This window comes from Archaeoglobus sulfaticallidus PM70-1, assembly GCF_000385565.1.
Lineage (GTDB): Archaea > Halobacteriota > Archaeoglobi > Archaeoglobales > Archaeoglobaceae > Archaeoglobus_A > Archaeoglobus_A sulfaticallidus.
Window position 1 is genome coordinate 1,105,263 of the sequence record NC_021169.1, and the last position, 14,082, is coordinate 1,119,344.

The 14,082-nt window shown below is 43.0% G+C and carries 12 protein-coding genes and 1 tRNA gene; 3 read left to right on the forward strand and 10 right to left on the reverse strand.

What is annotated here, in order from left to right:
* Position 1: 1 nt before the first annotated feature.
* From thrC to ASULF_RS06015, 8 genes are all read right to left on the reverse strand, one after another.
* On the reverse strand, positions 2 to 1,186 hold the full coding sequence (gene thrC, locus ASULF_RS05980) for a threonine synthase (RefSeq protein ID WP_015590807.1): 1,185 nt from the start codon (positions 1,184 to 1,186) through the stop codon (positions 2 to 4).
* A gap of 51 nt (positions 1,187 to 1,237) precedes the next feature.
* A complete protein-coding gene (locus ASULF_RS05985) occupies positions 1,238 to 3,955 on the reverse strand; it encodes a DEAD/DEAH box helicase (protein ID WP_015590808.1) in 2,718 nt (905 codons plus the stop codon).
* Positions 3,956 to 4,002: 47 nt separating this feature from the next.
* Positions 4,003 to 4,386, reverse strand: a complete 384-nt coding sequence (locus ASULF_RS05990; protein WP_015590809.1) for a YkgJ family cysteine cluster protein — start codon at positions 4,384 to 4,386, stop codon at positions 4,003 to 4,005.
* A 19-nt stretch (positions 4,387 to 4,405) separates the two neighbouring features.
* Complete coding sequence (locus tag ASULF_RS05995; RefSeq protein ID WP_015590810.1) at positions 4,406 to 5,554, reverse strand: asparagine synthase C-terminal domain-containing protein; 1,149 nt, start codon at positions 5,552 to 5,554, stop codon at positions 4,406 to 4,408.
* A 52-nt stretch (positions 5,555 to 5,606) separates the two neighbouring features.
* A complete protein-coding gene (locus ASULF_RS06000) occupies positions 5,607 to 6,062 on the reverse strand; it encodes a hypothetical protein (RefSeq protein ID WP_015590811.1) in 456 nt (151 codons plus the stop codon).
* A 20-nt stretch (positions 6,063 to 6,082) separates the two neighbouring features.
* Positions 6,083 to 7,105, reverse strand: a complete 1,023-nt coding sequence (locus ASULF_RS06005) for a sulfite exporter TauE/SafE family protein (protein ID WP_015590812.1) — start codon at positions 7,103 to 7,105, stop codon at positions 6,083 to 6,085.
* A gap of 17 nt (positions 7,106 to 7,122) precedes the next feature.
* Positions 7,123 to 7,971: a DUF169 domain-containing protein gene (locus tag ASULF_RS06010; protein WP_015590813.1), complete on the reverse strand. Its 849-nt coding sequence runs from the start codon at positions 7,969 to 7,971 to the stop codon at positions 7,123 to 7,125.
* A gap of 440 nt (positions 7,972 to 8,411) precedes the next feature.
* Positions 8,412 to 8,777 carry a desulfoferrodoxin family protein gene (locus tag ASULF_RS06015; protein WP_015590814.1) on the reverse strand — a complete coding sequence of 122 codons (366 nt, stop codon included), beginning with the start codon at positions 8,775 to 8,777 and terminating at the stop codon, positions 8,412 to 8,414.
* A gap of 195 nt (positions 8,778 to 8,972) precedes the next feature.
* Between ASULF_RS06015 and ASULF_RS06020 the strand changes: the two genes are divergently transcribed.
* Positions 8,973 to 9,329, forward strand: coding sequence for a response regulator (locus ASULF_RS06020; RefSeq protein ID WP_015590815.1), 357 nt, complete (start codon positions 8,973 to 8,975; stop codon positions 9,327 to 9,329).
* 138 nt (positions 9,330 to 9,467) lie between these two features.
* A tRNA-Asn gene (locus ASULF_RS06025) sits at positions 9,468 to 9,540 on the forward strand.
* Positions 9,541 to 10,800: 1,260 nt separating this feature from the next.
* Here the strand turns inward: ASULF_RS06025 and ASULF_RS06030 are convergent.
* Positions 10,801 to 11,235, reverse strand: coding sequence for a hypothetical protein (locus ASULF_RS06030; protein ID WP_015590816.1), 435 nt, complete (start codon positions 11,233 to 11,235; stop codon positions 10,801 to 10,803).
* A 161-nt stretch (positions 11,236 to 11,396) separates the two neighbouring features.
* The gene (locus ASULF_RS06035) at positions 11,397 to 12,368 is read right to left on the reverse strand and encodes a bactofilin family protein (RefSeq protein ID WP_048098144.1); all 972 of its coding nucleotides are present in this window, start codon (positions 12,366 to 12,368) and stop codon (positions 11,397 to 11,399) included.
* 1,062 nt (positions 12,369 to 13,430) lie between these two features.
* On the opposite strand from ASULF_RS06035, the gene ASULF_RS06045 reads away from it, so the two are divergent.
* Complete coding sequence (locus ASULF_RS06045) at positions 13,431 to 14,036, forward strand: VIT1/CCC1 transporter family protein (RefSeq protein ID WP_015590818.1); 606 nt, start codon at positions 13,431 to 13,433, stop codon at positions 14,034 to 14,036.
* The last annotated feature ends 46 nt before the right edge of the window (positions 14,037 to 14,082 follow it).

Here is a 14,082-nt window from a genome sequence, read left to right on the forward strand (position 1 = left end):
ACTAAAGCACCGATTTTATGGATTCGATGTCTGCTGGAACCTCTATCGGTGATCCGCAGGCTCTAATCACAGCTTCAGGATCTTTGAGCAGATGTCCGGTTGTTATGCATACAACAGTCTCATCCACATCTATTTCTCTGCCTGCAAGCTTGATCAAACCGGCAACAGAGGCTGCTGAAGCGGGCTCAACACCAATTCCTTCCTTGCCAGCTAAAATTTTCTGAGCTGAGATTATCTCCTCATCTGAAACCTCCTCAGCCAGGCCATTGGACTCGTATATGGCATTCAAAGCCTTTCTTGCGTTAACTGGATTTCCAATCCTTATTGCAGTTGCGATTGTCTCAGGAGTTACAGGCTCTATCACCTTCTTACTCTCAACAAACGCTCTGTAGATAGGATTTGCTCCCTTCGCCTGAATTCCCGTCATTTTGGGTATGCTGTCAATCAGCCCCAATGTTTTCAACTCCCTGAATCCCTTATATATCGCAGAGATGTTGCCAGCATTTCCCACAGGAAGAATAACCCTGTCAGGAACATATCCGAGCTCATCGACGATCTCAAAAGCTATCGTTTTCTGCCCCTCAAGCCTGAATGGATTGACCGAGTTGAGCAAATAAAAGTTCTCCTGCCTGCTTATCTCTCTAACGAGCTCCAGTGCTTTATCAAAATTACCCTTGATACCTATAACCTTCGCATTATGCATCAACGCCTGAGCAACTTTGCCCAATGCAACCTTTCCAGCAGGAAGCAGGACATATGCTTTGAGGTTGGCTTTCGCGGCATACATCGCCAGTGATGCCGAGGTGTTGCCAGTAGATGCACAAGCTACAGCCTTCTTTCCAAGCTCTATAGCCTTCGTCACACCAACGGTCATGCCTCTATCCTTGAAGGATCCGGAAGGATTCAGACCTTCATGCTTAACATAAATCCGATGAATGTTTAACTCTCTCTCGAGGTATTCGGCTCTGAAAAGTGGAGTACCTCCCTCGTTTAACGAAATTGGTTTTATCTTCACTGGAAGAAGGTCTGCGTACTTCCACACCCTCAGGTTGTTTCCATCGAGCTTGAATGTGACATCTATGCTGTCAAGATCCAGGCTCACTTCGAGAAGTCCCCCACAGGGGCAGGTATACATCTCCTCATTCTCATACACTTTACCGCACTCGATACATCTAAGATAAACCATGAAAACTGATCGTTCAATTGCTATATATAACTTCAGCAAATTCTGGCAGAGTTAGTCCCAGAATCCCCTTGTCCTTATGTATCTCCTCTCAGCTTCCATGAGTTCCAGATAGAAATCGTCCTCACTCCTGTAGTACTTTGAGAGAATTCTTGCAGCATTCTCCACTCCAACACCATGTGTGTTCATCGCGATGATGGCTCTTTTCCCGTGCGAGAGAACGAGGTTGGCAATCCTGTAAAGCTCCCTTTTCGGAATTTCATCAAGCTTTCTTCTGGCGTTGAACGCCGCAATCATCCCGGATTTGCATCTAGGACATTCAGGCCTATCTATCAGCCTTATTGGTGTCCTGATCGTGTATCCACAGTTTATGCAGTGGATAACCGTGACTTCATTCTCGAGCCTTTTCTTGAAGATGTCCAGCAGCAGATAGAGTGGTTTCTTTGGTTTTAGCAGATCGAAACTGTGTTCTCTGGATGCAAGGGATATGGGGCTGAGTTTGTTGTAAACAACAATCTTTAAATCCTTCCCGAGTCTCTCGATAATCTCTTTAGACCTCTCAATATCCATCTTCTCCAGAAATATCTCTCTGACAGCTTCCCTGTATATCGGGGTGTCTCTGAGCCTGACTACGAGTCTCGAAAGGTTTACCCTCGATAGATCGAAGTTCTTGCTCAGATAGCCGAACTTTCTCGCAGAGTGTATAACCTTCCACTGGAGCAGCTTTGTGTCGAGCAACGCCCTTTCAGCCAGTTCCTCAACACCCTCTCTCCTGAGATTCAGCAGTATATCTCTTACCTCTTCACAGCTTGCCGGGGTTAGCTTTATCCTGTATGGATCTATCTCTATGCTGACATTCCTGCCCTTCCTCGCTGTCAGCAGAAGAGCGATAATTCTTCCAAGAGTTTCATTAACCTTATGCCCGAAACAGGCGTTTATTACTGCTGTATTCTCTCCACCCTCTATGGTTACAACTTTGTCTGATGGAACCTCAAACTTCTGCTCCACATGCTCTTTTATTGTTCTGATTACGGTTTCAGCAGCTTTCTCGTTCGTCTCAAACCTTGAAAGCAGGTAATCTTTAGCGTCCTGAGTATTTCTAATCCTGTCGGCAATAACCCTTCTGAGCCTTCCAACTTCAACAGCGACCTCGAAGGGAACTGGAATCTCCTCTCCAACCCATGACGGAATCTCTCCTTCACTAACCACCGGCTCTACCTTGACAACATCGTTTACAGCAAGAACCCTCCATAGCTCTCCCTTTATCGCAAAAACCTCTCCGGTAAAGGTTGAGAGAAAGCTTTCATCGATTTTTCCTATCTTCCTTCCAGTAGTTATATCCACAACCGTATAGCTCTTCTCATCGGGAATCATCGAGATGTTGTCGTAGAAGTACCTTCTCGCCTTTCTTTTTGCGGATATCCTCTCTCCATCGAAGAAGATCAGGTGTCCTTCCGCAAGAAACTCGCATATCTTAACAAAATCATCAAATTCCAGATTTCTGTAAGGGTAAGCCCTTCTTATTATCTCGTATGCCTTTGCGACATCTATATCCCTGTACTCCAAGGCAAGAGCAGATATCTGGTTTGCAAGAACATCGAGGCTGTTGAAATGCATCGTTAGATCCTCGATCTCTCCCTTTAGAGCTCTTTCAGCAATGATCCATGATTCCATTATCTCGTCAAAGGAGTTTGCGAGTATGTACCCTCTGGATGTTCTCTCCATGCTGTGTCCGGCCCTTCCCACCCTCTGAATCAGCCTCGTTACCTCTCTCGGGCTGTTGTACTGGATTACAACATCCACATGGCCTATGTCGATTCCAAGCTCCATGGATGATGTGCAGATCAAAGCTTTAAGCTCCCCTTCCATGAATTTCCTTTCAGCCTCAAGCCTCGCCTCTCTCGACAGTGAGCCGTGATGCACCTCAACATCCATTATCTGCTTGAGCCTCAGGCCAAGAGCCTCGGCAGTCTGCCTCGTGTTCACGAATATCAATCCAGAACCATGCTCTTCAATTATTTCCTTTATTGTTCTCAAATCTGCCGAGATTTCCTGAGGGATGGAAAGCCTTTCAGAAATTTTTTTATCATCTTCAATAACTTCTGGCTGAATAACTCTGAAGGAGTAATCCTTCTTCCTGATATCCTTGATTACCACGGCATTTTCTGATATCAGTCTGGAGATGCTCTCCTTGGTAGTGGCAGATAGCCCGATCGTTGTGAAACTGGCAATCTCTCTCAGCCTCTCAAGGGCTATGCTTAGCTGGACTCCTCTCTCGCTGTCTGCGATCTCGTGAATCTCATCTATGACAACATAGTGAACATTCTTCAAGGCTTTTCTGAGCTTTCTCCCTTGAAACAGGATTTGCAGAGTTTCAGGAGTTGTTATCAGTACCTGCGGTGGTCTGAGACTCTGTTTTCTTCTCTCTGAAGACAGTGTATCGCCATGCCTCACCGCGATGCTGATCTCAAGCTCCTTTGCGAGGGTGCTTATTCTCCTCAGCATATCTCTGTTGAGAGCCTTGAGCGGTGTTATGTACAGCAGGAATATTCCCTCGTACTCTCCAAGGAGCATTCTGTAAAAGATGGGTATTATGGCAGACTCTGTTTTCCCAGAACCGGTTGGAGCAACGATGAGAGTATCCTTTCCCTCCAAAATAACCTTGAACGCCCTTTTCTGTAGTTCGTTGAGTTCATGAATTCCGGCAAGTTTTAAGGCGTTCATCAGCCTGTCCAAAGCCTCCCTGCTGAGTCCATCAGCCAGCTTCACCATCCTTTAAAGGAGCATTTCTGGGTTAAAAAATCTAATGGCCTGTAATTTTAACCATAAATTTCCTTTATCAGCCTGATCAGCCTGTTGAATATCTTTTTTATCTCTTCATGGCTGATAGATCGCTCGATTTCATCTTTTTTTGGGCATATTTCATCAACGATTATGCGATCTCTCTCTTCATCATAGATGAACGGATATATCCTGCACCCTTCCGGGCGATAAGGGTAGATCGTGCATATGTTATCTTCAAGGAAAAAGCATCTTCCATCAACATTCCTTAGCTGCTTCACTCCATTGACTTCAACTGCGAACTCTGATTCATTATAGCCAAGAGAGGTTATTCTTTCAATATCAGACTTGCTGAGGGGCATCTCCGTCTCGTAGCAGCACTTCCCGCAGAACTCTCCATCAATTCTACAGTCGATCCTCATCTTCGCCAGATCTTTATATTCAGCTGTTCAACATCTCAATGAATTCCTTAACATTCATATTTTTCTTTCTGGCGAGCTTCTTCAGCATCGCACTCGCTTTTGTTGAATACTGTATTGCTTTCTTCTCCCTTTTCGCTATCTCTTCTGGAAGAAAATCGAGCGCTACCTCTCTCAGGATGTACTTCCTGATGCCATCTCTAACCTTCAACTCTGCTGGGATTGAGAGTGCTAGCTTTATGAGATCCCACTGGAGGTAGGGGGTCTGAAGCTTTATCTCGTTCTTGTAGCTGATTTTTGCATCTCTAACGAGGTTGTTTTTACCTATCTCTCTGACATCTTTCAGCATCTCCTCTTTCATTTCATCATGGCCAGCTTTCAGGTACTTCATGTAACCTCCAAAAAGCTCATCCGCTCCCTGGCCAAAGACTATGGAGTCATATCCAAGGCTCTTGGCAAATTCCATTGTCAGATATATCGGTATGCCTATGGAAACTTGTACGGGATTAGTGCTCTCTATAGCCCTCGACACCTTTCTTGTTACCTCCACCAGATCATCCAGATCGAACCGTCTTATCTCTATATCTCTTCCAATCATTTTTGCACTCTTTCTCAGCCATTTCTCCTCCTCATCACTGGCTGTGACAGATACAAGGCTCAAATCGTATATCGATGCGAGCAGCGATGAATCCAACCCTCCAGAGAATGCTATGCATCCCGTTGCATCGTAACCCTCGAGGAGCTTCGCGATTCTCTCCTTTACCTGATCCACATCTGTGTCCACTTCATGCACATCGAACACATCTTCGAATGTGTATCTCTTTCTCTCGATTACATTTCCCTCGTAATCCAGCTTTACAACCTCTCCCGGCTTTACCTCCTGAAAATTATCTTCGAAGTAGTATTCGAAGGATGAAAAGCTTAAAGATTGAGAGTAGTACAGGGGCTTTCCACCAAGAACATCTCTTGAGAGGTAAATATGAGAGGGTCTGAAAGCAACAACCGAGTAAAATTTGTTCAGCTTAAGGGGGAGCTCATCAGCATACTTCAGATCAACTCGATTATCACAGTCGTAAAGGATGTTCCCCTCCTGCTTTGAAGGATACCTTGCTCCCGCAAAAATCCCCTTCGCTCTTCCCTCTTCAACCTCTGCAAAGGCGAATATCGACATCAGTGATGGTAGTGAAATAGTGTTAATAAGGTTTTAGAACACCTCAGAAAATTCATCTCAACTGTGCCTTCTTGACCTCTCTCCTCAGCTCAACCAGGTCCTTGAAGTATCCGTAAACATTCTTCATCATGAAGTAGAATATCGCTGTTGCGAAAACCATCGAAAATGGTGAGGTTATATACTCTTTCAACAGAAACTCGGATAGGAACATATACGGCGAGAGGATGATGAAGAATACTGTTGATGCTATGATTAGCTGTCTGAAGAATACTTTCCAGTAAAGCTCATTCATCATCTCTCTGAACCCCTCATAGGCTAACCTGTCTCTGGAAGCTAAAGCCAGAAGGGAAAGCTCGTGATACTCAGCAATCTTCCTCTGCTGCTCCTCCATCTCCTCCAGATCCTTTCTGAAAATTATACTAACAACCCTTGCAGTAATCCTCTCAACGATCAGGATAACAGCGAAAGTAACGAGAATGAAAGGGATATAAAAAAAATTGAAATCCAATTTGATCACCCTTCAGGCATTTATGGCGGAAGCTTTATTCCGAAGAATCCCGCTGCAATGTACCTTGTACCAACATAGAATGCCAGCAGTCCGAAGAGGATGAACAGTGAGTCCATTGGCAGATACTTCTGTGTTCTCGGGCCAATGTATGAGCCGATGAGGATTCCAGCCCAGGCGATTACTATGCCAATCGGGAACACGAGTCCTCTGGCGAACCATCCGGCGAGTGCTGAACACTGGTTGAGGAAAACCGTCAAAGCTGAAACTGCTGGTGTGATGTACATTGGCCAGCCCAAGGCTGTGAAGAACGGAACGATCATGAATCCTCCGCCAACTCCAATCAACGCAGCGATGAAGCCTATCAGCAGACCGTAGAAGAACGGCAGATAGTTCTTAGCAACGAACCTCTCTCCGAAGAAGTCGAATTCAACCCTGTCAAGTGAGTACTTGACATTTGTTATACCCTCAAGCTCCCCGAGTCTTCCAGCCTTTCTGAGTTCCTCAACTCTCTGCTGGAATCTCTTCGCAGCCTCTCTTCCCTTAGACTTTGAGGCTTTGGCTCTCGGAGTTACCTGATAGAACATGTATATCGATACAGCCCAGGTAGCCAGTCCGAATAGACCTTTATACAACGCAACACCGAGCTTTCCACCAGTACCCCATACCGCAACCTGTGCACCGAGAACCATTCCGAGACCCATTGCAATTGCTGCGGGCCAAACGAGCCTCTTCTGGGTGTACCAGTTTATCGTGCTTGAGAGAGAGTTCAGCCATGTCATCAGTGTGTTCGAGAACCTGATGTGATCGGTTATGTACTTTCCTGCATCGTTGTACATCCCAATTTTTATCGGAGTTCCCTTCAGGCTTGTCCCGTACTTACCAATACCAAGGATGGAGATATGGCCAACTCCAGCCATTATACCTCCAAAAGCTCCTACAGTTGAGAAAATCCATCCAACCCAAATTGCCCAGAGGAAATAAACAAGGGCATCGATTTTAATCGTCTGCCCTGCTATTTCCATCCAGGTAATGTCCAAAACCAAATCAACCACCTCCTAAATCAGCATTTAGGCTCCTTGAAGATCAGGAAGTTACACAGCTTACAGAGGTCGAAACCTGGATAGGTTTCTCCAGTTCTCGGGAACGATGGACCGCCGTCTCTGACTGTTCTTTCGAGCAATCTTCTCACTGTTGGCTCAAAATGCTCCCATGGGATGAAGACATTGATCTCTCCCTGCTCCGTTTTCCCAGCAGTATAGCTCCCGCTGCACATCGGAACGATGTTTATCCTCTTATTGACATACGTCCACACAGCTCCACCGCAGACAGCAGAGTTCATCATGAAATTTGGCTGGATTGGATGTACATCCATGGCTGAGGCATAATCATTGTAGAGATGGTAGCTCTGCAGAACATCGCAGATTATGTGTATGAGGTCTGGCTCAAAGGGTGCCTTGTGTAGTGGGGCGGTGGCCAGAGCCTTCAAGCCCTCAGGCAACCTTGGCTTGGTTTTAACGAACCTCTCAGCCTGCTCCAGATCTCTTGTGTACTTCTTGTGGCTTTTGATTTCGTTCTCGTCAAAATCCTTCCAGCCGAAAAGGTATCTGGCGTTGCTGCAGCCGAGGTTTTCTCTCCTTGAAAATACGATTTCCCCTCTCTGCCTAGAGACGGCTGAAAAGTGGCAGAAAGTGAATGGGTGGATGCCAATCTTGTACTTGTTCTTCCTGAACTCCTCCACTTCCTCCTCAGAGTAGAAGTACTTCACTGCAACCGGATAGTACTTCAGTCTCAGCAGGTTCCTAAGTGCAAAAACCATGTCTGCCCTTGAAAGCCCATCCTTGCTCAGCAGCTTCTTTGAAAACTCTACATCGTCGAGTAGTGTTTCCGAATCGAAGCAAACTTTTTCCATGACTCCCCACTTAGAAGGTTCATATTTAAGTGTTTCGAAAAATTACAAACATATTTTAAAAAATTTGATATCTCAAAAATTTTGAAATTGAATTTCGATAGAGAAAAATATTTCATCGTAAAACGCGTTAATAAATTTTATTAGGATAGATTAAGCTGGATTTGAATAGATTTTCTTTAATTTCACATCTTTTGGTGATTAGAGGAATTTCTCCAAGTATTATTATATTCAAGAAATTTATAATTTTAGACATACCATTGAAAGTCAAAATCCTTTCAAAACTTTCGATACTTACAGATTTTGTAGAATAGCAAATTTAATTATTAATTTTTCTAAATTCCTGTGCCACTTCAAAGGATTTAAACACATAAAAAGGAAGAAAAATTATTTAGATTGTATGATAAACTCTAACCATCTGAGAAACAGGTAAGACTACAAGACTACAATTCGGCCTCACTCTTCCACAGCCCATGGATGTTGCAGAAGGATACTGCAATAAGTTTCCCAGGCTTTTCGGTTTTGAATCTAAAAACTGCTGTAGGTTCGGTATATACCGTACTCGTGTTCGGACCCTGGGTAGATTCACCATGGGTATTGAATTCAGTTCTCCCTATATGTACGGGGAATTTTGCTCCATCCGGCAAAAACAGAAGCTCTATCCACTTTATATGGTGTTCTGTTGTGTTTGGATGGGGTATTTCCTTACCAACCACAACCTTCACATCAACAAGATCATCAGATTTTTCTATCTCGATTACTGGCACATGTTTTTCACTTTTCCAGTCTGCAGTTTGAAATAACTCCATACAAGACTTTGTTTTTTTAATCGATATATTTCTATCGCGGATATGATTTAAATGTCGAAACTACTTGGATTTAAAACTATGGTATTGAGTTCAAATTCTAAATTTTATTTTTCATTTAATTTTATGTTAATTGAGAATTACCGATCAATTATTTTTCGAAAATTTTAAATATTTGAAAAATAAAATTCCCCCGATATGAGAGTTCTGATTGTTGATGATGATTCAGGAATTCGAGAGATTTTAAGGCTTATGCTCTCTGAGTACACAGTTTTGGAAGCTTCCAATGGAGATGAAGCAGTTAAACATTACAAAAACTTCAAACCAGACGTTGTGATAATGGATGCTGTCATGCCAGTGATGGATGGAGTTGCCGCAACCAGGAGGATACTGGAGATTGACCCGAATGCCAAGGTTGTAGCACTCACGGCATACTACACAACGAAAGCCAGAGAGATGCTCGAAGCTGGCTCTGTAGAGGCTCTGGAAAAACCCTTCTCGAAGAAGATCATTCTCGAAATAGTTAGAAAGTACTGCAGGTATTCAAACTACTGAGTCGAATCTGACATGAAGCAATTCTGTAGTGCCAAACTGATGTCGCCAACAATCATAACAATCTACAATCATCAAACCAAGATCACCAAACGCCCAAGGATAAAATTTAAATTTCCATTCAGCACACCAACATTTCGAGCCGCCGTAGCTTAGCTGGTAGAGCGTCCGGCTGTTAACCGGACGGTCACAGGTTCGAATCCTGTCGGCGGCGTTTTTATTTCTGGTTCTAGTCCTTACCGTCTTTCAGGGTGGTGTGTAAAGCTGTTATTTAATTCAGAGATATGGATTAATAGTATTCTGGAGGTGCGAGGGAGAACGAGCCTAAAATGAATTAAAACAAAGGCTTTTAGAATGCATCGAAGCAAACTTTAGTTTTCCTGAGAGAATTGATCTTGGCTGGAAAAATCGAGAAACTTTATGTTGGAGTTGAGGGATGAAAGAAAAGCCTTGAGGAATCCCAAATTGTTTTTTGCAGGAATTTGAGTTTGAGAATCAGAAGGGTTTGAAGCTTGAGGCTTACTCTGATTTACTTCCTGCGTTCTTCTCTTTTTCAGGGAGATAAGAAAAAGCTAAGCACTTTTCAGTATTTCTCTAACTCTCCCGTAAAGTTCCACACTCATCCTGAAGCTTGTTGCGTCAAGCTGTCTAAGTATCTTTAAAGCATCATTCTTCGTTATTTTTCCTGTCTCCACCGAATGGATGAGTATTTGTTCCCGTCACTCTCCCACCTAAAGCTCTGCAAATGTTTCTGAGTCTTCTGTCTTAAGTTGCAACTACATGACCGAGATCGAGCAGAGCTGCAACAATGTCTCCTGTCTTCTCTTCATCGCCCAGTATTTCCAGTGCCCTTCTCCTCGACATTTCTGATGGAGTGAAAATTCTGATTTCTGGGAGCACTTTTTGTAGACTCTTTGGCAATCTCTTCCAGAACCTTCTCAGGAATTATACATTCTGGGAGTATCCTCTTCCTATATTACTTAAAGCGATCAGAACAGTTGAATCAACGATAATCATTCTAAAGCCTTTACCTCATCTTCAATTTCATCGGGTTTAATCTGAACGAGCAATCCCTTTTCTCTGGCAAACCTAAAACCATTCAGCAAGACTCAAACCCGCAATTCTTTCAGCCTGCTTTATACTTGCTTTGCCAGAAGCGTAGAGCTTCCTCCAGTGCTTTTTTTTAAACGCCTCATCTCTGCTTATCCCGAGGAGTTCTGCGAGTTTTGCTATTTCTTTTTTCTGCTATCACATATTTTGTCTCCAAAAAGATATTAACTTTGTGTTCGTGTCATTCTCACTCACATGGGACCTCAGCTACTTTTTAGCAGCGAATCCCGATCCTGTTAAGTACTGGCCAAGAATGTTATTCTGAAAAATAGATTAACCGAGAACTTCCCTGATACAGTTAATCAGCTCATTCTTCAATTCACCTTCAAATTCTGAAATACTTCCAAAGAACAGCCTGTAGTTATCAATTCTGCTGTTTTTTTATGGGAATAATATCCTTTATCGACTTCTCGATGTTCCTGAACTGCTCTAATTTGGATGTCCTGTCTATTTCCAGTTTTGAGGAGTCCAGTATCTGTGTAAACAGCACTGAATTATCCATCTCAACAATTCCATACCTGTCATGAATGAAATACTCCGATAACGCAGACACAAGAAATTTTCCGCATACTCTAACTGGTGTGATGTCAGATTCCTCAATCTCAATGATGACCTTCACTTTGTAATCCTTCAATATAAGCAGATCAACATTGCAGTATTTTGTTCTCCTTGATTTGGAATCATTGCAGAATAGAGGTATATGCTGGTCTCCACCACATGCGGGATCCTTCACAACTTCAAACTCTGGAAAAGCAGTGGTTATAATATCTCCAATAGTTTTATGCAAATCATATACCATATGAATTCAAGCTTTACCTACATATATAAGACTTTCTTTAAGATCTGACCGCTCTGCTCACTCAGCTTAAATCCATCTCGACACCCACTAACTTTTCTATCTCCACCTTTTTATTCCGCGTACCTAAATCTTAAAGACTTCTTGAACTCATTTATTCATTTTCAACCGTAAACCCTCCTCCAATCCCGTACTACATAGATAATCCCACCAAATCCTAGACTGGTGGTTATAATTCGAATAACATCCCCGACATGCGGGATTCGGAAGGCAATAAAGAGGATAACAAATCCTATGACGAGGTAAAGATACGGGTTCTGCTTTTTTCGAGAGAGGAGAACCTTTCCCATAGTGTAGGAAACGAAAACGTTCGATAGAAGTATGGCGATTGTAAATGCAGAGAGAATTAAAAGAGCAGAGGGAATCCCGATTACCGAGATGAAAAGCAGTACGACAATTATGGCTGAGACTATTATTGCGATAAATCCAAAGATGGTTTTCTTGATTAACCCAACACTCCTAACTCCAATCTCTGAATCTATCCTCTCAAACCAATCGGAATTGAACCATACAAGCAGAAAGCCCAGCAAAAGGAAACCAAAAGCAAATATTTCGGAGAAGTAAGGTGGTAAAATCTTCGTCTCTTTAAAAATCTGCTCTCCCTTCACAAAACCCTTATTTTCGAATGTCTTTCCGAAAACTGTAATGTTGCCCTCAATAATCCCTGCATTTTCAATCTTTCCACCAGCAACGAAGACATCACCGTCAATTCTGGAATTTTTTCCAATTACAACCTCGCCTCCGGATGCGATAACGAATTTTCCCACATTTTTCTCAATTCTTAAACTTCCTCCGGCAACAATCAGTTTTCCTCCGACATCTCCCCTCAAATCAACTTTTCCGCCAGCAGCTATTAGATCGCCTGCCACTTTATCGAGAACCTCAACCTCTCCACCGGCAACAATGAGATCACCGCTAACCGGAGCATCAACAATCACTCTCCCACCGGAAACAATCAGATCATCTTTTGGCTGTTTGATGTGAACTTGGTCACCAGACTTAACTTCCACCGAAGTGGCTGGAATTGCAAGTACAGTTATTATCAGAACAGCAAACAAAAGCTTAGCGATTTCCATGATATTCATATCAATTCCATTCTTAAAAAATTTTGGCATTTTCACAGACTAAAAATAATTTACACTAATACAAAAAGCATGTTGGTATCTGAGAGGAGAGAATGCGAGTTCAGATCGAAGGAGGAGTTAGGAAAAGCATCTACAGGATTTGAATAACCATTTATGGGCCGTTTTAGGATTGGATTGCTCCGCACTCCAAAATTGCTGTCTCGTCATATTGACTTTTCAAGCTACGCTCCGGCGTGCTTTTTTGATGAAATAAGGACAAATAATTCTGAAAACAAACAAAAAAACAAAAAATAAGCACGCCTCTGCTCTGGGGACGCTCGGCAGGCTCGCTGGATTGCATAATGATCGTCCCGCTTCTGCTCATCATCCCCACCCATCCATTCTTCTGCAAGTCTGCCTCGCTCGAAAAGCACGTAAGCCGGACACGCTCGCTCGTTCGCTCCACAGCCTGTTCGAGGATTCTAAGAACCACCTCCCGCAAAAAAGGGAAAAGAAAAGGAGGTGGATGTTATCGCTCACCGTTATGATTGAAAAGTTTGGTGACGGCTTTGAAGGTTTGAAGAAATCCTTGGAGTACTTATTTTTCCTGGGAGAATGACTTTAAGCTCGAAATTAAAGGAAACAGCATCCTCTCGTCCGGGCTATGTCCCGTCAAAAGGTTCTATGGTACTGCGAGAAGGATTGCCTAGCATTTGCGGGGAAATTTTCCGAACACTTTAAAGCCAAGGTTGAGCGCATAACGATATAGACTTGCACATTCAGGTTACTTTAAATAGATCCACTTGCAACAGATTCCAGTTCCTAACCAGATCAAGACAACTAATCGAACAGAAGAAAATCTTAATCCTCTGTTTCAGCGAACTAAAAACTGATTCAACTAAACTTCTCACCAAAAGGTTTGATGCTCAAATCAAGATTGAGAATTCAAGATCGAGGATTGTTTTTTATGATATGGTATAAATATAATGCACATAGAAACTATACTTTTTTCAAAAAATCTTACTCAGAATCGAAAAGAGAAAAGAATTAAAAGATCGGAGCGAATTAATTTGTGTGGGCAAAAGGACATTCAGGGATAGAGTAAATAAACGGTTGGAGAAGTTTTATCTTTACTCTGATATGACCGACATAGTTTCAGTTTCCCGCAGGTATTTTGTCATAGGCTTTTTCGATGGAGTTTTAACCATCTTGGGTCTTATAATGGGTGCGCATTTGAGTGGGGAAGCGAGTTCACAGTTGATAGTCTCAGCAGGAATTGCTACTGGTCTGGCATTAGGAATCTCCAGTGGATGGGGGGCTTATGAGGCTGAGAGGGTTGAACAGACAATATCCTTGAGGGAAAAACAGAGAGCTTTACTGATAGACAGGGATTCATGTGCAATCTCTGAAGCCCACAGATTTGCAGTCATTATTTCCTCGCTCGTTCACGGTATCGCCCCAATTCCGGCGGCGATTATACCCTTAATTCCATACATGTTCCTTCCATCCGAGGTGGCACTCATCCCGGCGATAGCTATTGGACTGGTTTCCTTGTTCATTGTGGGTGCGTTTATGGGAAGGATTTCCAAGAAAAACATTATAATATCCGGGTTGAGAATGGCATTTGCAGGAATAGCAACTCTGATTATCGTAACCGTGCTGAACCCGAGCCATTTATGACACAGTTAAAGTTAAATGTATCTTCTCATGAGAATCCTGAAAGGTG

Excerpts from the sequence above, each read along its gene's own strand:
- ASULF_RS05995 (WP_015590810.1), bottom strand. The coding sequence starts at position 5,554 with ATGTCGATATTCGCCTTTGCAGAGGTTGAAGAGGGAAGAGCGAAGGGG.
- ASULF_RS05985 (WP_015590808.1), bottom strand. The coding sequence starts at position 3,955 with ATGGTGAAGCTGGCTGATGGACTCAGCAGGGAGGCTTTGGACAGGCTG.
- thrC (WP_015590807.1), bottom strand. The coding sequence starts at position 1,186 with ATGGTTTATCTTAGATGTATCGAGTGCGGTAAAGTGTATGAGAATGAG.
- ASULF_RS06035 (WP_048098144.1), bottom strand. The coding sequence starts at position 12,368 with ATGGAAATCGCTAAGCTTTTGTTTGCTGTTCTGATAATAACTGTACTT.
- ASULF_RS05990 (WP_015590809.1), bottom strand. The coding sequence starts at position 4,386 with ATGAGGATCGACTGTAGAATTGATGGAGAGTTCTGCGGGAAGTGCTGC.
- ASULF_RS06010 (WP_015590813.1), bottom strand. The coding sequence starts at position 7,971 with ATGGAAAAAGTTTGCTTCGATTCGGAAACACTACTCGACGATGTAGAG.
- ASULF_RS06030 (WP_015590816.1), bottom strand. The coding sequence starts at position 11,235 with ATGGTATATGATTTGCATAAAACTATTGGAGATATTATAACCACTGCT.
- ASULF_RS06020 (WP_015590815.1), top strand. The coding sequence starts at position 8,973 with ATGAGAGTTCTGATTGTTGATGATGATTCAGGAATTCGAGAGATTTTA.
- ASULF_RS06015 (WP_015590814.1), bottom strand. The coding sequence starts at position 8,777 with ATGGAGTTATTTCAAACTGCAGACTGGAAAAGTGAAAAACATGTGCCA.